This is a genomic window from Agrobacterium sp. SORGH_AS_0745 (genome assembly GCF_030818995.1).
GTDB lineage: Bacteria > Pseudomonadota > Alphaproteobacteria > Rhizobiales > Rhizobiaceae > Agrobacterium > Agrobacterium tumefaciens.
Genome location: NZ_JAUTBI010000004.1, coordinates 562,354 through 587,881, shown reverse-complemented (window position 1 = coordinate 587,881; position 25,528 = coordinate 562,354). Strand labels below are relative to the sequence as shown.

Sequence of the window (25,528 nt, the reverse complement as noted above, 5' to 3'; positions counted from 1 at the left end):
TACGTTGTGGTGCGGAACGGCTTGCAAGTTCCTGCCCATCAGCTAAGGATGCGCTAGTCAGCAATCAAATCGATACAAGTCATGCAGGTCATCGATCATTTCAATCTTCGTTCCTTCGACCTCAATCTTCTCGTCGCCTTCGATGCGATGATGGAAGAGATGAGTGTAACGCGTGCAGCACAACGATTGAAAATCCAGCAGCCCGCCATGAGTCATAACATAGCCACCCTGCGCACGCTGTTTCAGGATGAGCTGTTCATCCGTGTCGGGCAGGTGATGAAGCCGACGGCGCGGGCGCTCAATTTGTCTGGCCCGGTGCGGCAGGCTCTGCGACAGGCGCAAGCGGCGATGTTGATGACGGATGCCTTCGATCCGGCAACCGAGCGGCGTACATTCAGGCTGGGGCTGTCCAGCGAGGTGGAACTATTGTTGCTGCCTGACCTGACCGCTCGGTTGCGCGATATCGCGCCGGGCATTCGTATTCTGGCTCGTGGCGGCGATGCACTGGAGATCGAGGCGATGCTGGATTCAGGCGTCGTCGACCTGTCTGTGGGATGCAGCTATCTCCCGGATTCACGGCACCATTGCGAACCGCTTTATCAATCCAGCGTCTTGTGCTGTTTCAATCCGCAATTGCTAACGCTTACCAACCCGGTGAGCATGGATGCCTATTTGGCCGCACAACATGCGGTGATCTCGCAGACCGACAGCCTGCATGGCTGCGTCAAGGATGCCCTGGAGCATGCGGGTGTAGAGCTGGAAGTGGTGGCGGCGGCTCCCGATTTCATGTCGATATTGGCCACGGCGCGTTCGTCTGCGGTGATTGCCACCGTATCTTCGCGCATCGCGCTTCGTTATGGGCCGCTGTTGGGACTTGAGGTCAGCCCGGTGCCACTGGCACTTTCTTTTCCGCCCGTGGCGATGGTTTGGCCGCTTCATATGGAAAGCGATCTTGGCTGCGCATGGTTGCGGCAACAAATCCGTCAGGCGATGCTAAGAACAAATGGGAGCAACGCCGCGGATATTACGGCGTGACGGGCGTGGCGATCAGCATGTGTCTGAAATCCTAACGCCTTGAACAGACTCGAACCAAAAACCCGTTATTCATTTCAACGACTAGGGGATTTTTTACAACGTTTTCAATAAGATTTGTCGCACCCCTATTTCTGCGTTTGCCTCTCACCTCAGCGGATAGCGCAAGTACCAGGCAACGGCCTAAAAAATGAGCCATGCCTCGAAATGCCGCCCTTGAAGTCGTCCTTCGATTGGCGCGTCAATTTCTCGGCAATGGCATTCAGAATCATCGGTACGCCCCATAAATCGGGGACGCGAATTTCTCCGCTTTGGGTCAACAGACCGTTAAATACGAAAATTTGCGACAAGACCGTCGCCGATGCGCGGAAAACTGATCACGTCGAAGCAGAGACGCTGAAACTCGGGCTAAATGGGAGTAGTTACAAAAAATCGCACTCGTGCGCGAGAGATAATTAAGCGTCCTTTCGTATGCGGGCAGTAGCGTCGGAGGACAGGGAAAAATGTTAAGATTTATCAATAGATTTCGCGGCCGATTTTCAATCGGCGGCAAGAGGACAAAGTACAGTTTCGTCTCGTTCTGGAAGTGGTCGTATTACAACGTTGATACTCCACTGCTCAGAGGCGTGCTGATTGAATATCTCGTCATCAGCATTCTCCTCGAAAATGCAGCGCGTGTTGTGTTCAAAAGGGTCAGGGATCTGACGCACGACACCATTACACAGAAAGCCATCCGCAAGAGTCTCAGTCCCTTCTATTCATACCAGCCTCACGGGGACGTGTTTGATCTCCAACTTCATTGGGGTATCACCATCGAAATCAAAAGCACCGAGAACCTGGAAACGGGGAGGCTGCATAAAACCCACTGGTGGGGACCTATTAATCAAAGGGATAATGGCTCCAAACTCTTCCCGGCCCAATATTACATACTTGCGGAACTCGTCGCACCTGAGGGGTCCGAGACCGAACACCACCGAAAAAGAAAGCATGAGCTACCGGAAATCAGATGTTATGTATGTAGAGGCAGAGACCTTGAAGACGCTTCTGCGGAAAACGAATCGATCAGCTATTCGAGATGGGCAGAAATAGCAGGCAAATCTTGCAGCTTTTTTGAGCTGCCGGACGTGCTTGGAGTCCTTTGCGACGAAGATACGGACGCTCTCACTAATGACAAAGTAACGCTGGGTTGGAAAATTCCGAGGCCAAGCTCAAACCAAACACCACTACCACGCGGGACCGATCGAGTTTACGCACCAATTGCGCGCGAAGAGGGGACGGAGATCAAGCTTGCGTGGTGGGATATAACTGAAACGCCACAAGAACTAAATGCGATACCTACCCCTTGGCGCGATGGTGTTAAGCCAGACCTGCGAGACTGGGAGGCTGCCGGGTTCAAATATGAGCGAGCTCCTAAACTCGACGAGAGTGGAAATCGCATCAGTAACCGAAAGAAGACAAAAGACAGTTCGGCAACTTCGGAGACAAGTAAGGATTAATCCCGCGGACGTCGTAAAGTTAACGGTCGAGAAGCTGAAGTACGGCGGTCGTCTCGGGCACCGCTTATGCTCGCGCGATCTTCAACCACACGTTCATCCGACGGCATCACGCTGACCCTCCACCGGGTGGTCGAGGCTGTTGGTTGCCCGAAATCATTCGCTTCCGTCTGCCGCCTCCAACGGCGAACGGCCAGTGCCATCGTGCCTGTTCGCTCGGCCGCAAGCTGCAGCCGGCGCGAGCCGACCATAGGCAAGCGGACGAGCTCACCGACGACGGCGCCGAGCCCCCCGAAGGACAGACCCTCCTCCATATTGGCAAGCACGTCCTCTTCCTTGTCGGACTCAACAAAAATCACTCGATCGGCATGACGGCCAACCTGCGCCAGTGCCGGGAAAAACAGATCCGGCCGTGTCAGACACCAGACGATCGGCCCCTTCGTGCGTGCCGCGATGCCAGCCACGAAAAGAGCAGCGGCCGCACCATCGACAGTACCCGATCCCCCCTCCGGCAAACTCGTGAAGCGCACCGTGGGCCAGACCGCCGCCCGGCAGAGCGGCATCCATTTCGGGCACGCCAAAGGCCAGACACCCGGCTTTTTTCACCGTCGTGGTTTCGAGCGAGGCGATGCGCTCACGCAGATCAGCAATCACACCGTCTGACACCCTTGGGGCGCGGGCAGCAGTCATCGTTCACGGCTCCCTTCAAGGTCGTGTTGGCAGGCCGACATCATGTCGTGCAAATGTAGATGTTCTGTTTTTGTTCTTGCGCAAGAAAAGAGTCAAGCCAGCGAATTTGCTTGAAGACTATTCCGAACATTAGAAATTAGAGAATCTGCATGAGAATCAGTTGCGTAGCGACAACAAAGAAATTTTGACCCTTCTGGCGCTGCCCGGTGGATAGCGGGGACAATATGCAGATCGTCACAATGTCCTTAAGGTTTTTCTGTTGAACTAGGGGCATGACGAAGCCTCCGAGACCCAAACCGCTCCTTCGTGATACCGAAGCACCGCTCCGCTCAAAGCCTCGACGGAAGCGTAACCCGGCTCAGCCACAGCTGCTGTTCGACCCCATGCCGGAGCGTGTCGAGCCGACGCTGGCTCAGCTGAAGGCACATCCGCCGCAAGGGCCCGAATGGTCCTGGGAGGTGAAATGGGATGGATACCGTCTTGCTGTCCATATCGAACCGCAGGGCATAAGAATTCTGACCCGCGGCGGCCATGACTGGACACACCGGTTTCCTGCGATCGAACAGGCGGCACGCGCGCTCGGGCCAGCCACGATGATCATCGACGGAGAGGCCGTTGTCCTCGATGAAGAAGGGCGATCGGATTTCGGATTGCTGCAGCAGTCTCTCGGCGCATCGGGGAAAAGACCCGGCACGCGCGCCTCCGATGCCATCCTCTATGCGTTCGACCTGCTTTATCTCGATGGCCATGATTTGCGCGGCATCGAATATCGCTCCCGGCGGCATTTGCTGGAGGATACGGTAAAGGGTCAGGACGGCGCGATCCGGCTATCGGAAACCCTCGACGCCGATCCCAAGGTCCTGCTCGAGCACGCACGCCGGCTTGGGCTGGAAGGGATCGTCGGCAAGCACTGCGACCAGCCATATCGCTCCGGTCGGACGGGCGACTGGTTGAAGGTCAAATGCGTTGCGAGCGAGGCTTTTTTCATCGTCGGCTACGAGCCATCAAGCGCCTCGCCGACCGGCCTCGGTTCTCTGCTGCTGGCTGCGTACCGCGATGGCACGATTGTCGATGTTGGCAGCGTCGGGACAGGGTTTAAGGACGCTGAGGCCACAAAGCTCCGCAAGATGCTGGACAAGCTGCGCTGGAAGCAGAAGCAGCCGCCAGTGCCCCATGCCGAAAAAGCCGATATTGTCTTGGTCCATCCGACCCTTATTGCCGAGATCGAGTTTCGTGCCTGGACGGGCGACAACAAGCTGCGCCATGCGGCCTATAAAGGTTTGAGGGAACGTCAGGACAATGCCGACGTTTATCAGCTTGAGTAGCGGATTGCGCACGACGCGCCAGGTTATCCGCCATCTGGTCTAAACAGTGGGGATCGCGTGATATGTGCAATCTTTATCGCATGGAAGACAAGGATTGGGTCTCGCAGTGGGCGCAGGACGCCGAGCGCCTGATCAACCAGATGCCAGCCTATCAGATGAACCCCGACCAGATGGGGCCGATCGTTCGCAACACCGCAGACGGGAAGAAGCAACTGGTGCATGCGCGCTGAGGATTACCCTCACCGCGCTTTGCGCTTGAAAAGGCGGCAAAGACCAAGGCGGAAAAGCTCGCAGCAAAGGGCAAGCCCTTCGATGTTGAAGAACTGATCCGTTTGGAAGCCGACCGCGGTACGACCAATGTGCGCAAACTCAATTTTCCGCATTGGAAGCGATGGTTCGGTCCTGAGCACCGATGCATTGTGCCAGTCACCAGCTTTGCCGAACCGGATCCCGGAAGCAAGGAGGAAGGCGGGAATGTGCCGAACGCCTGGTTCGCACGCGATGAACAGAAATCGCTGATGTTCTTCGCTGGCATTCATGTGCCGCAATGGCAAAGCGTCAGAAAAGTCAGGGATGGCCTGACCACCGACGATCTCTACGGTTTTCTCACCACCGACCCGAACCAGGTGGTGAAACCGATCCACGAGAAAGCGATGCCGGTCCTGCTACTGACAAGTGAGGAAACCGATATCTGGATGAACGCACCTTGGGATGAGGCAAAGAACCTTGCCCGCCCTCTACCGGACGATGCGCTGATTATTTCGTCACGCGAACCCTATGGATCGTCGATCGTCTCAAAATCCGGCGATCCAGTTGAATCAGGTAGTCTGCTTTGAGCGGCCTTATAGGGGGCATCCCATACCAACAGCTGGTCAAGCTACGAGCTGCAGAACTGCTTCCTCGCTAGCTCGCACGAGCCAAACGCGGTCACCCTCGTTCGCCTTTCGCTCCACTATCACGTGATCGAGCCGCTCCCGTATTTCCTGGAGCCGCGGCGTCATCGGAGCTGCAGCACTCCCAACCTCCGAGGCGGCATTCTCGAACCTTCCTGCGAAGGCCAGTGAGATTGTCCTTAGGAGCACATGTATCGGTTCGCTGGATCCTTTCAAATACTCGGGGATGCCCTCGTATGTGTCGGATTGGAGTTCGCAACAGGCGAGCGACGCCTGAAACTGCTTCCTGAGCAGGTGGAAAGGAGCTCGTGCCTCTCCCTCGGAAAAGATGGCACGCGCTGAAGGCAGGTCTCCCTGCTTGAGGTACCACAGACCCCTCACATGGTAGGTCAGCCATTCGTTGCGGGTGCGCAGTCCCTTGTGGGCGAGAAGATCGTCCGCCTCCTCGAAGCGGCCCTGGGCGATCAACGCGCTGGCCTTGGCGGCCTTCGCGGATACATAACGAGGCTGGCGGACGAGAATGGCGTCGTATGCCTGAAGCGCCTCGTCGTACTTCCCGAGAAGTTTGAGAAGTCCCGCACGACCGTTCAGGGCCGGAAGACTATATGGGAAATCGTGAACGTTCTCGTCGTAGAGCTGGAGGGAGCGCGCGAATTGACCGGCCCGCTTGTGAGCGTTCGCTCGTCCATTACGGACACCGACATCCAGTCCGAAATTCTTCGCCGCGATCTCGTATGTCCTCAGCGCTTCGGCGTAGTCTCTCGCGTCGAGTTGTGTGTCGCCAGCTCCCGTGAAGGCCTGCGGCGCGTACGGAAATTTTTCCTGGGCCTCAAGATAGAGCTTCAAAGCCTCATGTAGATCACCACTCTTTCGGTGGAGGTCGGCAAGGCCGATGATCGCTTCTATCGACGTGGGGAATATTTTCACGGCGTGTTCGTACAGGCCTCTCGCGATTTCGAACTCGCCTGAGTGCTTGTAGATGTCGGCCTCTCCGCAAAAGCCTTTCGGATCGCCAGGCCAATTAATCTTGGCTGTTACGAAGGCCGTCTTGGCGTCTTCCAAGTGCCCGAGGTACTCCAAGGAGCGCGCGTAACCGGTCTGAAAATCGATTTCGTCGGGAAAGGCCGCCTTGGCCTCTGCAAAGGCGGCCATGGTCTCCTCGGGTTTCCACATGTCGCGGAGTGTGGCGCAGTACCCTATCCAGGCAGCGATCGCGTAGCCGCGGTCTTTCGCTTCAGCTCTGGCCTCGATGAATAGTTCAAGCGCTCGGTCAAGGTTGCCACTCTGCTTTGCGACCCTGGCCAGTCCGATCTTTCCGTAGACCCCCTCGCCGACGGCAGCCGCCGCCCGAAACTCTTCTTCGGCGTCGCTCAAGCGGTAGAGCAGAAGATAGGTGTCCCCTAGCAGAGCCCTCGCCCATCCGTCTTGAGGACTGACTTCCTTGGCGCGCTCCGCCCATTCGAGCTCAAGGTCGTGAAGCCCGCGGTGTCTGGCCTCAGTGGCGAGGTTGCACAACGACTTGACGGCGTATCTGCCCGATCTTGTCGCCTGTAGTTGCGATTGGATCAGTTGATCCGCAAAACGTCGCGCGACTTCCACCTCCCGGTTGTCAAGCCGCCCCAGGATGCCTTGGATCTGCGCGTTCACCGCTTGGAAGGCAACTGGCCCGTCGCCAAAACCCTCGTCTTCGAAGTCGCCCTCGTAGCCTTCCGTATCCAGCTCCAGATCATCAAGCTTTCGCATCTTTCGACCGACGCGCTCTTTCGTAAACGCACCGACCCATCTCGTGGAGATTGCGCGTGAGTCCGGGAGGTGGGCGAAGGCGCGTATGCATGCGAACGACACGTCGCTCGCCGATACTTCGCCGAGGCTGAGGTATGTCACGAGTTTGAAGATGCCTGCGTGAAGCGCTGACTTCTCGTACCCGCTTTTAATTTCGCTCGAGGCAAACTTCAGCCGATCGAACTCGCTGCGGACGGCCGAAATGGCATCTTGGTGTCTCAATAGGTCTGCATAAAGTTTATAGACCTTCGCCGCGCTCCCGAAAACATCTCTCGGTATTTCGGGGAAATCCGGATATGGCACCGCATACGTGAGATTGAGCACGTGGTCGGCGACCCCCTCCTGCTCGAGAAGGGTCTCCAATAACGTCGCGGCTTCAGTCGTATCTTCTAAGTCGTCGTTCATGAGAACGATCTGGAGCATGCGGGTCGCACGGTCGCAGTTGTACCCTCGAAGGAGAATATCGAAACAGTCAGTGTGACGCTTGACCTTCATGCGAACTATGTCGCAGGCGCCCTCGAGCAGTCGCGGGACAGCGGACAATGTCGAAGTGTGGAGTTCGTCAGGACTCTCGGCGTCCATGAACTGCACGAGTGATCCCTGAATGAAGACGGCTCGAGCGGCGCTACCCGAAACAAGGGCATCCATCATAGCTCAACAGCCTCCGCGCCGAGAGTGGCCAACATACTCTTCACTCTCTTCCAAATGAAGCGATCAGCTAGCGTCTTCGGCCTCTTGCCGACGACGGTCTCTACCGCACCTCGAGAAACACTACCATAGATGTGCACCTCGATAAAGTCACCATCGGCAGTCCCGCCCTCATCGGTTTGAAGTATTGCTGCATGGTCCAGAGTGGTCGTCTTCTTGTCTATTTTGTGATGAAGCTTGGCCTTTGCAAGATCAGTCTTAGTACCCCAAACAGCTCTATGTCCAGGTGGAAAAGGCTTGTTCATCAGCAACTTGTGTCTCTCGATGAACGTATGTGGATTTTCTTCGAACAAGGACGCCCTGTGCGAGATCATCTCGTCCTTGAGAATGATAGAGAAACCTCCGTAGCCGGACATCCCTTCCTGCGACAAAGTGAGGCATGCGAAAATAATGTCGTTATGGAAGTTTGGGTAGAGCGCAGCCTCGTATTGTGTGCGGACGCGGTCCCACTCGTTCTCCTGCGGATCGCGGGCTCCGGAGTGAACCTGATTTTGGTAGCTGGTGTAGTAATTGCGGTCGCTTTGCACGATGTCGTCAACGACACTGAGGCTTCGCGCGATGACTGCTTTCGCACTTTGCACGCTTTCCCCGAACAACGTTAATTGTTCCTCGCACTGTCTTGCACCAGTTGAGGCCGCCGCATCTTGAAGACGCGACTGCAGTGCTTCGACCTCCTCCGCGGACGATGCCAATCGGACATTGGGGAAGCCGCAGTCACGCCCACACGTGGGACATTCTCGCCGATTGGATGGAACGATCGATTTGCACTCGCAAACGATATCTGGCACTGCGGATCCTTCGACTTTTACTCAACGCAAAGTTTATTAGAATAATGATGTTGCCTCCGCAAGTTCGACTTGGACCAAGGACCAGCTCAAGGACCTGCCTGAACACCACTGTTAGATTTTCAACTGAATTGAAATCAAGAGCCCGGCGTCTATCCGCAGCCGCATCTGAGCGCAGCGCCGGCAAATCCGTATCGATGTTGGTGCGAGCATGCGGACAATGTGGAAATAGGTGAAGTGGACAGTTTAACTAAACACAACCATCACAAGCCCCTGATTGATGCGCCAGGAGTTGAATAAATCTGCCTTTACAGGCTAACTGCTTGGGACGCGGTCGATCGTCAATAATGGGGACGAAATTGTATTTACAAGTGAATGAGCAGCTCATCTCCGAATTCGAATACTTGCTGGATCGGGAAAGCCAACCTGGACGACAAAAAGAACAGGAAGTGCAGGACTTTTTAGAGTCACACACTGAGATGCTGCCCACGCCCGGCCTATTGAATCATGGTCTTTCCATGGGTTCGATTATCTCAAAATTTCCTCTCAGCAAGGCTTTAACGACAGATTACGTCTACCTGACCAAAAGTTCAGGAAGCTGGATTATTCATTTGGTCGAGCTTGAACAGCCAGGGAAGACAATTTTCAATGCTGACATGGACACTCCTACTTATTCCGCTTCGTTTAATGCTGCGGTTGCACAAATCAATAGCTGGAAGCGTCACATCGATGACTACAAGCATCAGATTCTAAATGACCTATCATCACTCATGATGCCGACGGGAATGCGGGATAATCCGGTATCCTTTTGCTATCATCTGATCATCGGCCGCTCGAAGAACAAAAATGCCAGCGTGGATCGGAAAAAGCAGTTTGAGCAGACTCGGCGCGAATTGGATATCAACATCTTTACCTACGACTCAGTAATACAGCTTTATCGAACCGAACGGCGTTACCCAAAGAGCGTTATGTCTGCCTCAAAGAAGAGGTTTCTCTTCAAGTCTCTGGTCTCAAAGCCACAAGGGATCTTTTGTTATCTGGGTCCCGACATCATCAGTCTTAACGTCGATCAGGAGCTAGCTCTCAGCGAGCAGGGATACCAAATCGACAGGTGGAAAAGCGGCGAGCTTTTGGTTGTAAACGACAAATGGTCCCTTCAGTCAGATGAAGGCAAAATACCTTTTGGCTTAACGCGCTCTGAACGGAATGAAAGGTCAAACGCTGACTAGATAATCTCCCGCATTTCGAAGTGGGAGCCACATCTCGCAATATCCAATCGGCCTCTAAATGCGACTATCACGCGAGACACCGGAACTGCGCAAATTCAAAGCAGCGTGACAAGCGGTTTCGCCATAAAGCCGAGGCACTTCGACTATTCGCTACTATTACAGTTGACCTCATCTGATAGTATCCGCTTTGCGAACGAGCTCTCGATAATGTTGTGGCCAATTTGTCTTTCTGATTGAGATATTAAATCTAATACACTACTTTTCCGATAGTTGTGAAAACACAGTTACTCGGATCTCGTAGAGACGCTGGGGGCCATACTTTCAGGGTTATTATGCCGGCTATTTTTGTTCATGTTTCTGACATTCACTTCGGCCAAGAGCGCGATGAACGGATCCACATTCACTCGGACGTCAAAGCACAACTGATCGCCGACGCTTCTGAAGTGGTGGGCAGCTTGTCAGGCGGCACGGCGCACGGAATTCTTGTAACCGGTGATATCGCCTTCAGCGGCGTGAAAGAACAATATGATTCCGCCGGTGCGTGGCTAGATAGTCTAGCTGACAGCATAGGTTGCCCAATCCACAGCATCCAGATGATACCTGGAAACCATGATGTTGATCGGAAAAAGTCATCGCTCAGCGCTGATCATCTACTCGACCTCATTCGAAAAGGAGGCGTCTCCGAATACGAGCGCGTAATGCAAAATGACATCGATCGTGTAGCGCTCTTTGCACGTTTTGAGGATTTCGGCCGGTTTTGCGAAGGCTACGATTGTCCACTAGATGTGACTGGGCGCGCATCATCTAACCTTCGCGTCGAACTAGCGCCCGGACGAACGCTCCGCTTCATCCGGATGAATTCATCGCTGCTATGTACTGGTGATGAAACCGATGAGGAGCCGGAGCTGATGGTCGGTCATCGTCAGTTTATCATACAACCAACTAAGGGTGAGGAGACAGTGGTCCTTCTCCATCATCCGCTGAATTGGTACAAAGATAGCGACGAAGCAGATACCTATCTGAGAAGCCGGGCGCGGGTATTGATCACGGGTCACGAACATGATCCGAAAGTAAAAATTGAGACTGTAGAAGAGGAGAGCGATATCCTTCTACTCGCGGCTGGCGCAACAGTCCCCTTTAAGTCCGATGCCACTTACACATTCACTTATAATGTTCTCGAATTTGACTGGGACTCGGAATGCGATGCTCTTGTCGTTACAATCCACCCTCGTGCATGGAATCCGAAAAACACACGGTTTGAAGCGGATGAAAAGCGACTCGGGGGGAAAGATCCACGCTTTACTTTGGGCTCGCCCAATTTTCGTAAACAGGTTGTGATGGCCGTTCCGTTTAACGGTGAAAACAATACAAGCGAGGCCCTAGTGTCGGAGGAGGAGCCGATCATCGCGATCGTCGCTGCGCAGGATTCGGAAAGGGAGTTGCCAGTGCCGCCCGAAATCGAAGGATATCGACTTCTTCTTCTGCACTTCTTTCGCGATCTTAGCGAGGTCGAGCGCCTGAAAGTGCTTGTTGAGCTCGGTGCATTTGAAAATGATTCAGAGGCGCGTGTAACACAGGCCATCGAAAGGCAGCTGTTCGATTGGTTGGCTCGCGAAGGGCGAATTGCGGACATCGAAAAATCTATCGATAAACTCAGAGAGAGTAAGAGGGACAACACCTGATGAGCGACATCGCAACACATATGCGGATCACCGGCCTGCAGGTGACCAATGAGGATGTCGATTCCCGCACTGGCGCTGTTAATGCCTTAAAGACTTTGTGGGGGAAAATTACGACCACCGAAACAATAATTGGTAAGGCAGCCGACATCGCTGCGGCGATTGGAGGTAATGGCGCGCCTAGCGACGGCCTAGGAGCGGAGGTCCAGACCGCGATCCAAAAACGAGCATCCGCTTTTCTGTTTGCTGAACGTCCCCTTGATGTTGGCATTGTTGCCGCACATGCTGCAATCGGGATAATAGGCGCTGAACCCGGCTCTGGAGGGTGGACGACTGCAGACGTTTGGTCAGCTGCGCTCTGGTCCGTCTTGAGTTTTCAGAGTCCTTTGGAAGATCCTAAAAGAGAAGCTCTCCGTATCCATATTCTTGAGGCCGCGCACCGAAGAAGCGTCGCTGGTGCAGAAGCTGCTCGTCAGCGCATCGCTGTCGATGATTTCAAGAAGGTCGAAATTGTCGCTGGAGAAGAGGACAAATTTGCGCCGGCGCTAGAAAAGGCGACCACAGCAACAATCGATGCATTGCGCAGAAATGCTGCCCTCGACCGGGAAGAACTCGACTTTCTTTGGTGGTCCTTAAGAGGACGAAGCCAACTGCTTAAAAAATCTTATTCGCAGTTAGATTGTGCCACTGGTGCGTTGGCTGTGGGTATCGAAGCCGCGTCACAATTGCGCCGGTTGCCCTGCGAGGTGCATCATGAACTCGTCTTGGCAAAAATTCCTGAAAATCCAACCCTCAACCTTTGTGATCTAATCAACGCGACCGGCGAAGATCGTCACCGCCTAGGCGGGGCTTTCGTCGATGGATTAGTAGCTCGTCATCCTTCGACCTTTCCGGTTCTCAATGCGCTCGCGACGGGGAGTACCAATGCTGACGGAGCCAGTATTTCACGGTCGGCGGAAGAGTGGGCCGGACGGGCGCTTCTTGAGGCTGGCTTCGAGAAGATTCTCAGAAATGGGCCGGCTAAACTATGACCAACGCCTGTCAGTATGAGGGCTGCACAGTCGGCGAGACAGGTCGCTGCGCGCTGGAGAAAGACCCCGATATCTGTCCCAATCGCATCGGGAGCCAACCGGCGCAATCGGAGACCGACGCGTCCTCCATGGTGGTCGATTCCAGCATAGGAGCGCCCGTTCTGGCTCGACCGGAAGAGATGCCATCATTCCCGCCCAGCACAACGCTTGGCCTGGAGGCGGTCGAGCGCATGATGGCGGCGAAGTATGTCACCATCGTCGGCATCCTGGGGGACCCCGAAGCCGGCAAAACTGCCTGTCTGGCGAGTATCTACTTGCTGTTGTCCCATGCGCTTTTAGATGGATGGGCTTTTGCCGACAGTCAAAGTCTCATGGCGTTTGAAGAGATTTCGAGAGGTGCGCGCCGCTGGAACGAGGGTTATCCGCCAGAGCAAATGACGGTGCACACGGAAATGGCGGATGAGCGCCAGCCCGGCTTCCTCCATCTTCGTCTGCGAAGAGAAACGGATGGAAAATGCTTTGACCTGGCGTTGCCGGACTTGCCGGGCGAGTGGACCAAGACGCTCATTCGGTCATCACGATCCGATCGCCTCGAATTCACGCGCTCCGCAGACGTCATCTGGCTCGTTGCGGATGGCAGGATCCTTTCCGACCGGGAGCAACGCCAGGGTGCTATAACGCGACTTGGCCAGTTGGCGGGACGACTGCGCTCGCTAATGAATGGCCTCTCCCCAAAGTTACTGCTGGTCATTACCCATCGTGATGTGGTTCAGGTCTCAGACGCTACAATTGATCGGGTTCGATCCGAATTTGCGAAACACCAATTGGAGGCCGAAATCATCCCAATCGCACCCTTTTCGGATGACAACATAGTCAAGCCAGGATTAGGGCTCAGCAACTTGATTTCATCCACATTGGAACGGGTCACCGTGCAACCTGCATTCTGGCCGACCTCAACGCCGGCACCAAGCGCAAGATCGTTTTTAAGTTTTAGGAGGGGCATATGAGCGACAGATCAATCATATTGCTCGGCGGCCCCGATTCAGGAAAGACAAATTATGTAGGGAGACTTTGGCACGCGCTCGACGCCAAGAAATGCCGCCTGATTGCAGCGGAACAACCCGAAGAAATAGGATTCGTTCTCGATACGGCGGAACACCTGTTCCAGGGGCGGTTTGCTCCGCGCAGCGAACATGCCGATGACAGGCGCGATTTCGAAGTCGTAGTGTGTTCGCCAAATGGAAGCGGCAGGGCCGCGATCGTCATTCCCGATATCTCAGGCGAGCTGTGGCAAAATGCTGTTGCCAATTCCGAGATCGCCTCCGACTGGATGGATGAACTGATCCACGGGCATGGAGCGTTGCTCTTTGTGCGTGTCGGTTCCGATCTAGATGTCCGACCGCTGGATTGGGTGACGTCCAAGAATCTTCTCGCGAAGGTTGGAGATGGCGAGGATCGTGGTAAGCTGCCCACTCAGGTTATGCTCTGCGAGCTCGTCCGATATCTTGAATTGACGATGGCAAACAGGACGAGCACCGAAAGACCGCGGCTATCGATTATCGTTGCGGCTTGGGACCGGGTCGATCTTGCAACATCTGAACAGGGACCCCTCGCTTATCTTGCCCGGGAGTATCCCCTGCTCGCTGGACGCTTGGCTGATACCGCTAAGCTGGACGTCCAAGTATTCGGCTTGAGTGTGGTAGGCGGCGATCTTGCGGTTGATCCAGAATTCCGTGATCGTTTTCTTGAAGAGGGATTGGACGATCACGGATGGGTTGCGGTCTACGACGACAGCACCAATTCTTGGCGGAAGGATGTGGATCTTACACTTCCTATAGCATGGGCCATTGGTGCGTAGCCGATGGCAATGACAATCACCAGCCAACTTCATGGATATCAGCACGGCCATCAGTTGCTTAGCTCAACTGCGAAAATATCGAAGGGAGATCAGGCGGTCATCGACAGGATATCGGACGTGGCAGGTCCTCTGAGACCGGGCGAAACATTCGGCCCTTATCTGACGGCCTATCCACTGCCAAGCGGTGATTTTTTTGTTCTAGCGCGTACCTGGCAGGACCTATCGGTCCCGCGTGCTGGATGCGTTCGCACCCTCAGCTTGCTTGTGCCGGTGGACGACTGGTCTAACGCGCCCGCACTGGATGTCTATCTTGACATTCTTGATCCGAGCGAAATGCCGACCGTGGCTCTCACCAGTACGCTACCCCGCACGGTAAAAACTGCGCTGCCGCCTGTCCCCAGCTTTGCCGCCAACGAGTTGCTGGAAGCAATATTCCTCGAAGAAACCAAACCGGTCGCCATGTTCGACGCACCGGAACCGGAGTTGATCGCCATTCGGCTGCTGACGGCCCTATGGCCTTCCATGCGAAGGCGGTTCGCTGTTTCGACGTTTGCCTTGTCCCCGCGAAAAATTGAGGGACGCAGTTTCGATCTTGTCTTTGCTCCAAAGGATGCCCGGTCGCGTTTCGCAAGCTGGGATGGGCGCCGCATTGATGCAAGGACAGGACCGTCCACTCGGCATCGATGGACTCGCTCCATCGCCGACCGAGTCTTTCACCAGCCGAAGCCGCAACTTTTGAGCCATGAAGAAATTCGACTCGTGGGCTCCCACGAGAGCGGCAGTTACTCGGCACTGCGTATTGCTCTCATGTGGGAGGAACTGAAGAGCAACCTCGAGCGCTCACCTTCGGCCGCCCTTGGACTTTTGGATATCGCCAACTCCAGAACAAGTGCTGATCCTGAGATCGTCGCTTCCCTGCAACCAGCAATCCTCGAAGCTGCGCATCGCGCTGTCACGACCCTCTCATCGTCTGAAGCTTGGGAACTCATAGGCGCTCTCGCAAAAAAAATCCATGGATCTGCATTCGCGTCGGCTCTGCCGTCGATCGGAGACGCAGCAGGTGATCTTACCGCGAAGTCGCCTTCCGAAGCGATTGCACTCATCGAGCAACCAGACCCACAAGGCGCGATTGCCACGATATTGCCACAGATCGTCAACGGCCTTAGTGCGGGGTTTGGAAGCGAAGCAGCAAAAGCCCTCGTTCATGCAGCCCCGACCGTACTGCCACGTCTCCTGCGAAGCGGTGGACCCCTCGCCGAAACAATAGCCAGCAACTCGGCCCTTATCGAATACATAGCCGACATCTTGCCTCAGCTTCCGGCTGAAGACTTTGAGACGATGAGGGAGGTCATGATGCCCTTTCTGGTTCGGGATTTCCACCGATCCGCATTCGAGCCCCTGGCGGCTTCCCTTGATGGCAACGACTTGCTGGCTGAGGTCAGCCACCTTGCCGAGGTCAACAGCTTTGCAGCACCGAGTTTCATCCCGATACTCGCCGACCGCGCCCGCGAAACCGGAACAACCCGAGAATTGCGTGGCACGCTATTGAATATCAAAGCGTCGCCCGGTCGCGATTCTTTATTAGCTGCTACCTTGGACCCAAGAAAGGAAGACATCGCATGGCTGCTCGCGCAAACCACAATCGCGTCCCAATTTAAGGAGAGCCAGCTTTTAGCACTGTTGCGGCAGGCGCAAACTAAACAGTTCGCCTCCATTTTTAGTGACGACCAACTGGCAGAAGTGGTTCTCTCTAGTGTTCCCGATAGCGCTCAAGACCTGCTTCTGCGAGTAACGACCGACGTTAGCATTCCCCTCCGAGCACATCTCGCTGTTGTTTCCCGGCTTCTTCCAATCATCTCGATAGCTGATCGAGACCAGCTTGTGTGGAGCACAATTGAGCGCTGCCTGCGCGAGCATTTTGCCGATGAAGAAGCACCAATGATCAGTTCCTTTATAAACCTAATGGGAAACCAGTTGGACGTGAAGCGCTTGGTTGGGCTTGGGTTGGGCCGGGATCTCGAACCAGCGCTGATCAGCAGAAATCTTTTGGCTTTTGAAGGAACTTCAAATGAAGCACGGAATCGAATTCTTTATTCTATCGATAACCTCGCCTCAGCGCTCGCAGAACACTACACCCTCGAGTTAGACCAAGCAGCAGGGACCGCATGTGCTCAGATGTTCGCGGATGCGCAGGTGTTGGACCCGCGTGCGAAGTTGCGCGCATCTGGACGTCTTCTTCCGACTTTGCTTAGATCAGGACATTCACCCGTATCTCGAATCATTGCGAACACATTCCCCCAAGTATACCGCGAACTTGCCAAAGAGGATGATATTCCCGATTTTCTGCGATTTATCCCATTCTTTGATTGGGACAGGTGCAAATCGGCGAGAAGAGAACTAGTTGACGCTTTTCTCCGATCACGTGTTTGGACACCTAGTGATCTAGCGATAACAGCCTTCTATGCGGGCGACCTGCCGCGGTTTCTGAGACGAATTGCGAAGGCTTATGGGGGTGAGGGCTATATCCGAAAAATTGTTGATGGTATTGAGCAAAATCCCGCGGGCGCGCAAGGGGCGATACTCCGAGCAGTAACAGACTTGTACGATGATTGGCCTGCCAAATACGATTGGCGGGATTGAAGCCAATTCAACAATTTGACGTTTTACGCGCTTCCAGGACGAAAACAATCCCGAGTATATTTGTTCATCCGTCGATCCCTGCATCTGGAGTTGTAGTTGTACACCGCTTGGCACGATATACACAGCCCAGTTTAATTACGCGTGGGGATGTTTTCTAAAGAACAATCACCGCGGTCAAGGCTTTCGGCCACGGTCGGCCGACGCCGTCTACCGTCCGCATACGGGTCCACCATCTTCTGCGCTTGCTCCACTACCTGCTCAATCGTGTATGGCACCGCCCGACCGAGCAAAAATGTAGTAACCAGCTTGTCAAGAAGCTCCTGCTTTGGTTTGAACTGTTCTTTAATCAACCTGCGAAACGGTGCAACATCGCTATCACACACCAATATTCCCAGTTTTCGTGCTTCATCTAGCATCTCGTTCACGCGCCTTTGAACATTCTCGCCCATACAAGCTGCCCGGATGTAGCCCGCAAGTGTCCTAAATAAAATTTCCTCGCAGTGAAGAAGCTGAAGCTTATCCTGGAGCACTGCTTTGAAGGCACCAACCAGTTAGATGTCGCACGATGTGAAAGCTAAAGCACGCTAGCGACACAACGCAAAGGTTATTACCAGTCGCAACGTTGATTGCGCGGAGCCTTTCGGTAATCTTATCCCACAAGCAGTCTTCCTTGGATGCGACGATGTGTATGCCGTGCTCGATCGTGCCATGCGTATCAAAGTGGATAATGGGGGCCAGGCCTGCAGCCAAGGCAGCGTCGGCTACAGCATCTAGGTAAGCCATAAGGTGATCCGCGCCTTGTGGCTCGAACCTTTGAAAAATGACCTCCTTCGAGGCCAAGTAAGGCTCCAGATCGTCAAGGATACGTCTCGTAACGCCCTGCTCGTTTTCATGGAGCGAGGTAATCCACAGAACCGCATTTACATTCGCGTGCGATAAAATAGCTGGTGTCTTAGTCATGCGCTCGACAGCCTCCGCTTTACTGTTTTATCTCGTGAATCCGATGCCTGCAATCGGCACGGCCACGCTGACTCGCATTCAGGGTACATCCATTCACAGGCAACGGTATGGCTCCGCTACAGTCCGTCCGGCAGACCAACATCGCAACTGCCGTTCATGTGGACTTATCGTAAGCTCACCCTGATCCAGCTCAAACTATACCCCATGCCCGAAACCTCCCCCTCCCGGTCATCTCGCGCAGGCCAAGCTCCAAAACGATCCGCCGCGCCGCCTGCGGCGTGACGTCGAGCGTTTTCGCCACCATCGCAGCTGACACCAATGGCTTCGCCATCACCAGCTCGACCAGCTCCGGCAGCTTTGATGACGTCCGCCGCCCCACCAGTCTTCGGTCCATCATCGTTTTCGTCAGCGCCAGCCGGTCATGCTCCTTCAAACCGATCTCGGCGGCCGCCAAGAACCCTTGGGCGATGGCGAGCAACCGGGTTTCGCGATCGCGATGGCGGCGCCGATCTACGGAGATGGTTTTCAGGCCGAGATTGATGGCGGCGAGATGGGCGCCGGTGGTGATGCCGGCCTGGCGCAGGATGGACGCGACCAGCAGGCGGCCGAGCCAAGGCGCGTGCTGCAGCACCGAAAGCTCGTTCCAGGCATCGAGGGCAACGATCGCCTGCAGCACTACCGGCAGGTGTTCGGTCTGGCGCAGCACAGCGCGCCATTCGTCGAGTCGCGCATCCTCGTCCCAGTCGAGATCATAGACGAGCGGATCGGCCGGAGCCCGGCCGGCCTTTTTGGCCCGTTCGATCGCAGCGTCAGAGCGCGCGAGCAGCGCATCGATGGCGGCATAGTCGACGCCGGGTAAATTCTCCGCGTCCTCACCATCGTCCCCCTCCCCTTCCGGATCGATGGCGACCGCTGGCCGAACGACGCTGGCCGGCTCCATCGCCTCCGCGCCAACCGGAGTGATGTCCGACGTCTGTCGCAAAGTTCGGATACCCTCAGCGGACAAAGCCCATTCGGGTGACTGCCCTGCGATGCGCCGGCGGGTGCGCAACACGTCGCGAGCGATGGTGAGTTCGTGGGTGGGCGTGCGGATATCGCGGGTCGCGTCGTGGAGCACGAGGTCCTCCAGGTGTACGAGCTCGCCGTCGATCCACAGCGAGGCGCAGGCGTCGGCGAAATTTTGACGCTCAAGGAAGCCCGCGCCGACCGGGGATCGGGCAATGCGCTCGTCGAGACGCGTCAAGGCGACACCGGCGTCGAAAGCCGGTCGCATCAGGGCACTCATGCTGATTTTTGAAAAATCGTAAGCCATTGAAATCATGGTAAATGATTTCTTATAGGAACTCTATATAAAAATTAGAGTTCCTCACATGGTATGACTGTGGGTTGGCCCTCTAACCATCGATAAGTACCCCTTATCGATGGTAGTTGATTTCGCGGCGCAAATCGAGGAAAATCGGGGCAAATCACGGTGCCAGCGGCCGCCGAAACCCGCGATTCTGGAGCCTATCGTGCCTAAACCTAAGACATCACACACGTCTGTCGAGCGGCGCGCCGAGGAGCTCGATACCATCGCGTCCGTGTTGCCGCTCGAACGCCGCGACGAGCTTGCCGAGCTGTTGACCGATGATGACATCGAAACGCTGCGGCATCTCGTCAATCAGGGCATGGGCGACAATACGCTAAGGGCCCTGACGTCTGATCTTGCCTACCTGGAGGCCTGGGGTCTCGCTGCCACCGGACAATCCCTGCCCTGGCCGGCGCCCGAGGCGTTGCTGCTCAAATTCGTGGCCCATCATCTGTGGGATCCGGAAAAGCGCGCAAGTGAGCCCAACCACGGCATGCCCGATGATGTCGACAAAAATCTAAGGCGTCAGGGTTTCCTGAAATCCGTTGGCCCGCACGCGCCTGACACGGTGCGGCGCCGGCTGGCCAGCTGGTCGACATTGAGTAAGTGGCGCGGCCTAACGGGTGAATTCGCCTCCCCTGCCCTTAAGTCAGCAATTCGTCTGGCCGTGCGCGCCGTTCCGCGAACCCGTGCGCGCAAGAGCGCAAAGGCCGTCACTGGCGACGTTCTGGCGAAGCTGCTGGCGACGTGCGAGTCAGACAGCCTGCGCGATCTACGCGACAAAGCAATCCTGATGGTCGCCTTTGCTTCCGGCGGCCGTCGACGCAGCGAGATCGCCAGGCTACGCGTCGAGCAGCTGACAGTCGAGCCACCGATCGAAGTGAACGACGGTCCTCCCCTCCCCTCACTTGCCATCCATCTTGGTCGAACCAAAACGACGACAGGCGAGCAGGACGATGTCGTCTATCTCACAGGCCGACCTGTCGAGGCGCTGAACGCCTGGCTGGCGGCCGCAAAGATCGAAAAGGGCAGCGTGTTTCGGGGAATTGGGCGGTGGGGCACCGTTTCGCGGCGTGCGCTCGATCCGCAGTCGGTCAATGCGATCCTGAAGCAGCGGGCACAGATGGCCGGGCTAGACAGTGGGGAGTTTTCGGCGCACGGGTTACGATCGGGATATTTGACGGAGGCCGCCAATCGCGGAATTCCTCTTCTCGAGGCGATGGAGCAGTCCAGACACCGGTCGATGCAGCAGGCTTCCAGCTATTATAACAACGCTACACGGCGAAGCGGGCGTGCGGCATGTATTCTGTAATGGCGCTCATGCGTAGCATCAGACGCCCCGGCTTGTGGGAACTGGTTGCACAGTCAATCGGTCTCCCTGACGACCTAGGCAGGGTCGGAAAGCCCGCTTCTCTGACGTTCTCCACAGGCTGGCATGCCCCCCTCTGCCTAAGTCGATGATCGATACGTGCAGAAGCAAGGCAGGCTTCACCAGAGACGATCAAAGAGAGAGCGCCCAGTCGGCGCCTCAGACGATTACCCGCAAAGGAAAACCGAGCGTGGTTGTTGTTTCTGCAGAAGAGTAGCTGAAGAAAATTACTCGCAGGGGATCGCCTGCGGAATTTCTGTCGGCATCGCCCCTATACGGCGCCGACTTGGATACTGAGAGACAACACGACGCGCCCCGTGGCCTGTCCTTGTGAGACTTCTACTCGATACGAATGTTCTGTCGAAAGTTACAAAGCCTCGCCCTGATGAAGGGTGTCTGAAGTGCCTTCAAGGGCTGCACGTGGATCGAACCTTAATCAGCATCGTCTCTATTGCTGAAATTCGCCGCGGTGTCGCGCTGATGGATAGCGGCTGGCGCCTTGGACGAACGGCTCACGCATGATCTGCCTCAACGCTTAAGAAAACAGGATTATTCCGGTGGCAGGTCATGTTGCCTTCGCCTAGGGCGATCTGATGACGCTTGCCAATCGAAATGGTCGCGGGCTCGCCTCGATGGATGGCTTGATTGGTGCTACAGCCGTCACTCGCCCATTGACCCTTGCGACGCGCAACATCACGGATTTAGAAGGCTTCGGAATAAAAATCAGTGATCAGTGGGTGGACTGATCTGGCGTTGCTTTTCGATTGAAAGGGCTGGACTGAATGCTCTCCTACAAAATGCTCAGGAATAAAGCCGTAATCTTCTTATTGCTGACCACACGCCCCTTATCTGGCTGCATGAAGTCATCCATCAGGTGAATGAACACTCGCCGATTGTGAAAGACAAGCAAAGATCGTTCCTTGGGCTGGCCCACGATGGGCGCAGAGCATATGAGCGGCAGCGTCAAATTATTCAACCACCTAACATTTTTAAAGAAATCGGCGTCCGATATGGCGTTCGGATCCTCTGGCCTGTCCTTTGGCTGCAGCATAGGCTGTTGAGGCGATCTCTCGCGTTTCTCGGCGATCAAGCTAAGAGCCAAGCTATCACTTATGCGTTGGAGGCCATCATCGACGACGCATTGCGCGAGAATTTTGGCGCGCAGGCAGGTACATTATCGATCTCCGACAGCACCTTAGTCCAGCACAGCCTGCAGTTTTTGAGATGACCGACCGCCCAAGGGGATATTTGTTCATGGACAAAAGGCCGACATTGCGCTGCTCATTTCGAGTTTCGATCAGATCTGTGACCGCTTCTACCCAATTCCATTTAAGAACAGCGAAAAGAACCTGCTATCTTCAGGAAAATTTGCAGTCTGGAAAAAATCAGGAGCGGGATCCGACAAACGGTCTCTACCCTCGTGACCGCCCTCCTCTGCCGACAGGCAGAAATCTCTCTGCTGTCCCTCCAGATAAGCAGGCTTTCTGAAGTTCTCCCCCATTCCAATTTTAGTAGGTATTTCCGCTGCAGATGCCCCGCTACCAAGGGGAATATTGCGAAAGCAAATAATGGGCGCAGCGAGGATTCGATCGTTCTGGTGGTTCTGGTAGTCAAATTCCTCACTTGCCATGTGCTTGGGATATTCTGATGAGCTCCCTTGGCTGGCCAATAAGTCTTTCAAACGGCACAGATCGTCGAAGCGCGGCGTCCTTTTTCGGTCCCTCGGCAATCCGATCGATACGTTCGCTAAACAAGTCTGTTTTTTCGACCGTTCTTTTGCGCCGTCGCGTAGTTGGCGCCAAAGCTGATTGTTGAGCGTATGCAAGTCGCTTTCATGGCGGCAAAAGCCGCATCAACCTGAGAAAAATGCAGCCTTTTCAAGAGAAGCGCCAGGAGCCAATCAACGCGGTGTCGACGGCTCCGGAAAAGGCTAGACTTCGTCGGACGTTTTCCTCGGCTAAACCCCGGTGCCCGGCCTTTAACAATTTTGCCCGGGTCAAAACTGGTTTAATACCATGCTAGGCTCGCTCCCTGGGGCCGGGACGGGTGACAAAGGCTTTCCTGCGCCCTGAACCGCAAAGCCGGCTCGAAGCCGCAGCCAGAAGGGCTGACCCGACAAGAGGCGACTTTTTGTCCGCTGATATCTGTGAACGGGCAGAATTTATCCGTACGGTACAAGCAGCGTAGGCGTGAGCGCATCATCAATGGTTTTGCGACAGTTGACGTCCCAGGCCCAATCGGAAAACCTTGTCAGCTGACAAGGTTTTGGAGACGCGGCTCTGGCTACGGATCAGCTCATCTCTTGAGGAAGCCCAGATACCAGATCATCAGTTGTCGCGACCGCTAAAGTTCGCCCAGCTACCAGCGTCAGCGGTTTACGACGCTCGCTATCGAAAACCTTGTCAGCTGACAAGGTTTGCAGTCCTGCATCAACTTCAAAGGTCAACAGTCATACCGACACCGGGGCAGGGGGCAGGGGGCAGGGGGCAGGGGGCAGGGGGCAGGTTGATCTCATGCAAAACCGTCACCGCAACCCCGACGACCTACACCAAGCGACAATATCCACTTGAGCAGGGTAGGGACGTGGACAACCGGCATTCCTAATGCATTTACATCCGAGCCCGTAAGCTGCTGCAACAGACGGATTGGACTATGCTGTAACAGAATGTGCACTTCAGTGTGAGGATAACTTCTGCTGCTCGATCCCTCGACCCAAGGCCACCAACAGCGCGCGTGGGGGCGGAAACTATGAAATCTGATCGCCGAGGCAAACTCGACATGAGTACGGCGAGGGGGCGAACAGGCTGCGACAACCATATTCTTCAGGCCACAAACCTGGTTCCGTTGTTCATTTAATTTCCCACCCAATGGCCGCTTAGTTCGATTGCCCAAACCCTGAACCAAAACAAATACTGGTGATCTGTCGTGGCGATCGTACGGCGAGCCACACGGCCCTGTGGCTCGCTAAAGAAACTTTCGTGCCGCACAGCCCCATTAACGGCGCCCCTGAGCGGGGCAGGGGGAGCCCGACAAAGGCTTCTTTAAAACTGTTCAGCTACCCGCTGAAGAATTTTCCGGGACTTCATATTGAGCGTTGTCAGATGAACCAGCGGATCGATGTCGCCAACCAATGGCACCTCTACCGATATCGTGGCATGGCCAGCAACTTTGTTTAGCAATTGGCTCAACCCCAATATGCCATCACCTGGCGCCAACCGTCCTGCCCGGGCCTCGGTCATCATGTTTTCTGGACGCTTGGGTGCCGGCCCCACTACGTCACAGAGTTGCACGTGCCGTACGATATCAGTTTTGATCTCGTCAATGTTTCCGCCATTTCGAAAAAAGTGAATGGCATCGACCAAGACACCTGCATTGTCTTGGCGGGACGCCGTTACCAGCGCAGCAGCCTTGCTATAGGTGTTGATAGTGCGCCAACCCATATTCTCAACGTCGACAGCCAGCCCATATCGCTCAGCAAGCTGGCAGAACTCCATCAAATTGCCGATTAGCCGTTGCAAGTCGCCATCGTCGCCGCATGCAGACAGGCGCTTGGCTCCAGATATCGGCGGCGGCGGCAACGATGTGTTCGACGAGGGCAGCGTTGAAATCCGGGCCGATAATGAAAAACTCGATATCAAAAACGTTGATGCCTTCGCTGTCGAGTAAAGTTCGAAACTCCATTGCATCCCTGCTTCCTTGCGGCAGCTCGTAGTAGGGTGCCCCAGGGAAAGCGGGATGCAGCCGAAGTCCTACGGAATTGAAGCCTGCGACTGCAGCATGCCTGACGAACTGCTGGGGCGGAAGCTGGATCGCAGAGAAATGGGCGATGCCGACGGGTGGCTCTTTCACCGCATCGGTCATCGCACAACTCCGGTACGAGCCAAATGATCAAGCAGGTTAGCGCCGGTGCGATGGATGTGCTGACGAAGCTTGTCAGTCGCGTAATCGCTGTCTCTCGCCACAGCGCCCTGAGCGATTTCACTATGCTCCTGGCTGACATTTCGATCGCCTGAAGTCTGGGTCAGGAATTTTCTGCGATATCGATCATTTAGATTGAGTAGGGTCCTGCAGAAATGCAGGAGAAGCGGCTTTCCGCAGCCCGAAATAAGGGTTAGATGGAAGTCGCGATGCGCCATCTCCCAATATTCGAGAGTTTCCGGCTTGTTCGCATCGCGGTCGGCACGGTTGAGCTTGTGAAGCGCGCGCATGACATTGCTTTCCCACTCCGCGTCACCGAGCCTAATCGACTCTTTCAACGCGAAAACCTCCAACTCCTCGCGAAGACTCGTGATCTCTTCCAGATTTCCCAGTGATACTGGCGCGACCCGGTAGCCGCGATTGTCTTCAAACTCTACCAGCCCGTCGGAAATCAAGCGCGCAAGCCCTTCGCGCAAGGGGCTGAGGCTCACATTGAATGACTGTCGCGCCTTGTCGAGATTGATCTTGCTGCCAGCCTCCAGCCCTCCGGAAATAATTGCTTCGCGCAGCCGGAATGCCAGTTGGCTTCCAATCGTATTCTTGCCGTCATCGGCAAAGTCACCATTTCCAGCTTGCTCGCTGGGTGCGTCGGGTGAGGCACTCATAAAACCTCCCACGCGAATGTCGCGCTTGGTTGATGGGTGATATTATAAACGATTATTCTTGTCAACGAATTTGGAGTTCTGCACCATAGTATGACAGGACAATTGAGCATATCGAGAGAGAAA

19 protein-coding genes and 6 pseudogenes are annotated in these 25,528 nt (G+C 55.2%); 14 read left to right on the top strand and 11 right to left on the bottom strand.

What is annotated here, in order from left to right:
* Positions 1-81: 81 nt before the first annotated feature.
* Positions 82-1,035 carry a LysR family transcriptional regulator gene (locus QE432_RS26340; protein WP_065689089.1) on the top strand — a complete coding sequence of 318 codons (954 nt, stop codon included), beginning with the start codon at positions 82-84 and terminating at the stop codon, positions 1,033-1,035.
* Between the two features lie 183 nt (positions 1,036-1,218).
* Here the strand turns inward: QE432_RS26340 and QE432_RS26335 are convergent.
* A pseudogene (locus QE432_RS26335) lies at positions 1,219-1,304 on the bottom strand (IS6 family transposase); the annotation flags it as partial.
* Positions 1,305-1,535: 231 nt separating this feature from the next.
* Here QE432_RS26335 and QE432_RS26330 point away from each other — a divergent pair.
* Complete coding sequence (locus tag QE432_RS26330) at positions 1,536-2,528, top strand: hypothetical protein (RefSeq protein ID WP_115062106.1); 993 nt, start codon at positions 1,536-1,538, stop codon at positions 2,526-2,528.
* Positions 2,529-2,620: 92 nt separating this feature from the next.
* Here QE432_RS26330 and QE432_RS26325 read toward each other — a convergent pair.
* Positions 2,621-3,215 (bottom strand): annotated as a pseudogene (locus QE432_RS26325) (ImuA family protein); the annotation flags it as partial.
* Positions 3,216-3,487: 272 nt separating this feature from the next.
* On the opposite strand from QE432_RS26325, the gene ligD reads away from it, so the two are divergent.
* Positions 3,488-4,540 carry a non-homologous end-joining DNA ligase gene (gene ligD, locus QE432_RS26320; RefSeq protein WP_115062104.1) on the top strand — a complete coding sequence of 351 codons (1,053 nt, stop codon included), beginning with the start codon at positions 3,488-3,490 and terminating at the stop codon, positions 4,538-4,540.
* A gap of 62 nt (positions 4,541-4,602) precedes the next feature.
* Positions 4,603-5,376, top strand: a pseudogene (locus tag QE432_RS26315) (SOS response-associated peptidase family protein).
* Between the two features lie 36 nt (positions 5,377-5,412).
* On the opposite strand, the gene QE432_RS26310 reads toward QE432_RS26315, so the two are convergent.
* Both QE432_RS26310 and QE432_RS26305 read right to left on the bottom strand, forming a co-directional pair.
* Entirely contained in the window at positions 5,413-7,866 is a 2,454-nt protein-coding gene (locus QE432_RS26310) for a tetratricopeptide repeat protein (RefSeq protein WP_115062102.1), read from the bottom strand.
* A complete protein-coding gene (locus QE432_RS26305) occupies positions 7,863-8,615 on the bottom strand; it encodes a hypothetical protein (RefSeq protein ID WP_162803562.1) in 753 nt (250 codons plus the stop codon). Before QE432_RS26305 ends, QE432_RS26310 begins: the two co-directional genes overlap by 4 nt.
* Before the next feature lie 452 nt (positions 8,616-9,067).
* Here QE432_RS26305 and QE432_RS26300 point away from each other — a divergent pair, with 452 nt between their 5' ends.
* The 6 genes from QE432_RS26300 to QE432_RS26275 all read left to right on the top strand — a co-directional run bounded on the left by QE432_RS26300 (position 9,068) and on the right by QE432_RS26275 (position 17,145).
* On the top strand, positions 9,068-9,937 hold the full coding sequence (locus QE432_RS26300; protein ID WP_162803561.1) for a Shedu anti-phage system protein SduA domain-containing protein: 870 nt from the start codon (positions 9,068-9,070) through the stop codon (positions 9,935-9,937).
* 332 nt (positions 9,938-10,269) lie between these two features.
* Positions 10,270-11,619, top strand: a complete 1,350-nt coding sequence (locus tag QE432_RS26295) for a metallophosphoesterase (RefSeq protein ID WP_115062096.1) — start codon at positions 10,270-10,272, stop codon at positions 11,617-11,619.
* On the top strand, positions 11,619-12,647 hold the full coding sequence (locus QE432_RS26290) for a GTPase-associated system all-helical protein GASH (RefSeq protein ID WP_115062094.1): 1,029 nt from the start codon (positions 11,619-11,621) through the stop codon (positions 12,645-12,647). The genes QE432_RS26295 and QE432_RS26290 overlap by 1 nt, the downstream gene beginning before the upstream one ends.
* A gap of 128 nt (positions 12,648-12,775) precedes the next feature.
* A complete protein-coding gene (locus QE432_RS26285) occupies positions 12,776-13,654 on the top strand; it encodes a TRAFAC clade GTPase domain-containing protein (protein WP_306627442.1) in 879 nt (292 codons plus the stop codon).
* Complete coding sequence (locus QE432_RS26280) at positions 13,651-14,505, top strand: hypothetical protein (protein ID WP_115062090.1); 855 nt, start codon at positions 13,651-13,653, stop codon at positions 14,503-14,505. Before QE432_RS26285 ends, QE432_RS26280 begins: the two co-directional genes overlap by 4 nt.
* A gap of 3 nt (positions 14,506-14,508) precedes the next feature.
* Entirely contained in the window at positions 14,509-17,145 is a 2,637-nt protein-coding gene (locus QE432_RS26275; RefSeq protein ID WP_162803560.1) for a GAP1-N1 domain-containing protein, read from the top strand.
* A gap of 131 nt (positions 17,146-17,276) precedes the next feature.
* Here QE432_RS26275 and QE432_RS26270 read toward each other — a convergent pair whose 3' ends face one another.
* The 3 genes from QE432_RS26270 to QE432_RS26260 form a co-directional block, all read right to left on the bottom strand.
* On the bottom strand, positions 17,277-17,594 hold the full coding sequence (locus QE432_RS26270) for a hypothetical protein (RefSeq protein WP_306627440.1): 318 nt from the start codon (positions 17,592-17,594) through the stop codon (positions 17,277-17,279).
* Positions 17,595-17,661: 67 nt separating this feature from the next.
* Positions 17,662-18,105, bottom strand: coding sequence for a hypothetical protein (locus QE432_RS26265; protein ID WP_306627438.1), 444 nt, complete (start codon positions 18,103-18,105; stop codon positions 17,662-17,664).
* A gap of 190 nt (positions 18,106-18,295) precedes the next feature.
* Positions 18,296-19,426: an RHE_PE00001 family protein gene (locus QE432_RS26260; protein WP_162803559.1), complete on the bottom strand. Its 1,131-nt coding sequence runs from the start codon at positions 19,424-19,426 to the stop codon at positions 18,296-18,298.
* A 190-nt stretch (positions 19,427-19,616) separates the two neighbouring features.
* Here QE432_RS26260 and QE432_RS26255 point away from each other — a divergent pair, with 190 nt between their 5' ends.
* From QE432_RS26255 to QE432_RS26240, 4 genes and pseudogenes are all read left to right on the top strand, one after another.
* The gene (locus QE432_RS26255; protein ID WP_162696551.1) at positions 19,617-20,765 is read left to right on the top strand and encodes a site-specific integrase; all 1,149 of its coding nucleotides are present in this window, start codon (positions 19,617-19,619) and stop codon (positions 20,763-20,765) included.
* Positions 20,766-20,910: 145 nt separating this feature from the next.
* Positions 20,911-21,156 (top strand): annotated as a pseudogene (locus QE432_RS26250) (type II toxin-antitoxin system prevent-host-death family antitoxin).
* A pseudogene (locus QE432_RS26245) lies at positions 21,153-21,568 on the top strand (PIN domain-containing protein). Before QE432_RS26250 ends, QE432_RS26245 begins: the two co-directional pseudogenes overlap by 4 nt.
* Positions 21,569-21,696: 128 nt before the next feature.
* The gene (locus tag QE432_RS26240; RefSeq protein ID WP_306627435.1) at positions 21,697-22,050 is read left to right on the top strand and encodes a hypothetical protein; all 354 of its coding nucleotides are present in this window, start codon (positions 21,697-21,699) and stop codon (positions 22,048-22,050) included.
* Positions 22,051-22,137: 87 nt separating this feature from the next.
* On the opposite strand, the gene QE432_RS26235 is transcribed toward QE432_RS26240, so the two are convergent.
* The 4 genes and pseudogenes from QE432_RS26235 to QE432_RS26220 form a co-directional block, all read right to left on the bottom strand.
* Complete coding sequence (locus QE432_RS26235; RefSeq protein WP_306627433.1) at positions 22,138-22,647, bottom strand: hypothetical protein; 510 nt, start codon at positions 22,645-22,647, stop codon at positions 22,138-22,140.
* A gap of 465 nt (positions 22,648-23,112) precedes the next feature.
* The gene (locus tag QE432_RS26230; RefSeq protein WP_162716333.1) at positions 23,113-23,268 is read right to left on the bottom strand and encodes a hypothetical protein; all 156 of its coding nucleotides are present in this window, start codon (positions 23,266-23,268) and stop codon (positions 23,113-23,115) included.
* A gap of 595 nt (positions 23,269-23,863) precedes the next feature.
* Positions 23,864-24,683: pseudogene (locus QE432_RS26225) on the bottom strand (sugar phosphate isomerase/epimerase family protein).
* On the bottom strand, positions 24,680-25,405 hold the full coding sequence (locus tag QE432_RS26220; protein WP_112391927.1) for a GntR family transcriptional regulator: 726 nt from the start codon (positions 25,403-25,405) through the stop codon (positions 24,680-24,682). The pseudogene QE432_RS26225 and the gene QE432_RS26220 overlap by 4 nt, the downstream one beginning before the upstream one ends.
* Between the last annotated feature and the right edge of the window lie 123 nt (positions 25,406-25,528).

What these genes read in the sequence shown, in the direction of transcription:
- ligD (WP_115062104.1), top strand. Translation starts at nt 3,488, where the DNA reads ATGACGAAGCCTCCGAGACCCAAACCGCTCCTTCGTGATACCGAAGCA.
- QE432_RS26330 (WP_115062106.1), top strand. Translation starts at nt 1,536, where the DNA reads ATGTTAAGATTTATCAATAGATTTCGCGGCCGATTTTCAATCGGCGGC.
- QE432_RS26260 (WP_162803559.1), bottom strand. Translation starts at nt 19,426, where the DNA reads ATGATTTCAATGGCTTACGATTTTTCAAAAATCAGCATGAGTGCCCTG.
- QE432_RS26270 (WP_306627440.1), bottom strand. Translation starts at nt 17,594, where the DNA reads ATGGGCGAGAATGTTCAAAGGCGCGTGAACGAGATGCTAGATGAAGCA.
- QE432_RS26280 (WP_115062090.1), top strand. Translation starts at nt 13,651, where the DNA reads ATGAGCGACAGATCAATCATATTGCTCGGCGGCCCCGATTCAGGAAAG.
- QE432_RS26275 (WP_162803560.1), top strand. Translation starts at nt 14,509, where the DNA reads ATGGCAATGACAATCACCAGCCAACTTCATGGATATCAGCACGGCCAT.
- QE432_RS26220 (WP_112391927.1), bottom strand. Translation starts at nt 25,405, where the DNA reads ATGAGTGCCTCACCCGACGCACCCAGCGAGCAAGCTGGAAATGGTGAC.
- QE432_RS26340 (WP_065689089.1), top strand. Translation starts at nt 82, where the DNA reads ATGCAGGTCATCGATCATTTCAATCTTCGTTCCTTCGACCTCAATCTT.
- QE432_RS26265 (WP_306627438.1), bottom strand. Translation starts at nt 18,105, where the DNA reads ATGACTAAGACACCAGCTATTTTATCGCACGCGAATGTAAATGCGGTT.
- QE432_RS26285 (WP_306627442.1), top strand. Translation starts at nt 12,776, where the DNA reads ATGGTGGTCGATTCCAGCATAGGAGCGCCCGTTCTGGCTCGACCGGAA.
- QE432_RS26290 (WP_115062094.1), top strand. Translation starts at nt 11,619, where the DNA reads ATGAGCGACATCGCAACACATATGCGGATCACCGGCCTGCAGGTGACC.
- QE432_RS26310 (WP_115062102.1), bottom strand. Translation starts at nt 7,866, where the DNA reads ATGATGGATGCCCTTGTTTCGGGTAGCGCCGCTCGAGCCGTCTTCATT.
- QE432_RS26295 (WP_115062096.1), top strand. Translation starts at nt 10,270, where the DNA reads ATGCCGGCTATTTTTGTTCATGTTTCTGACATTCACTTCGGCCAAGAG.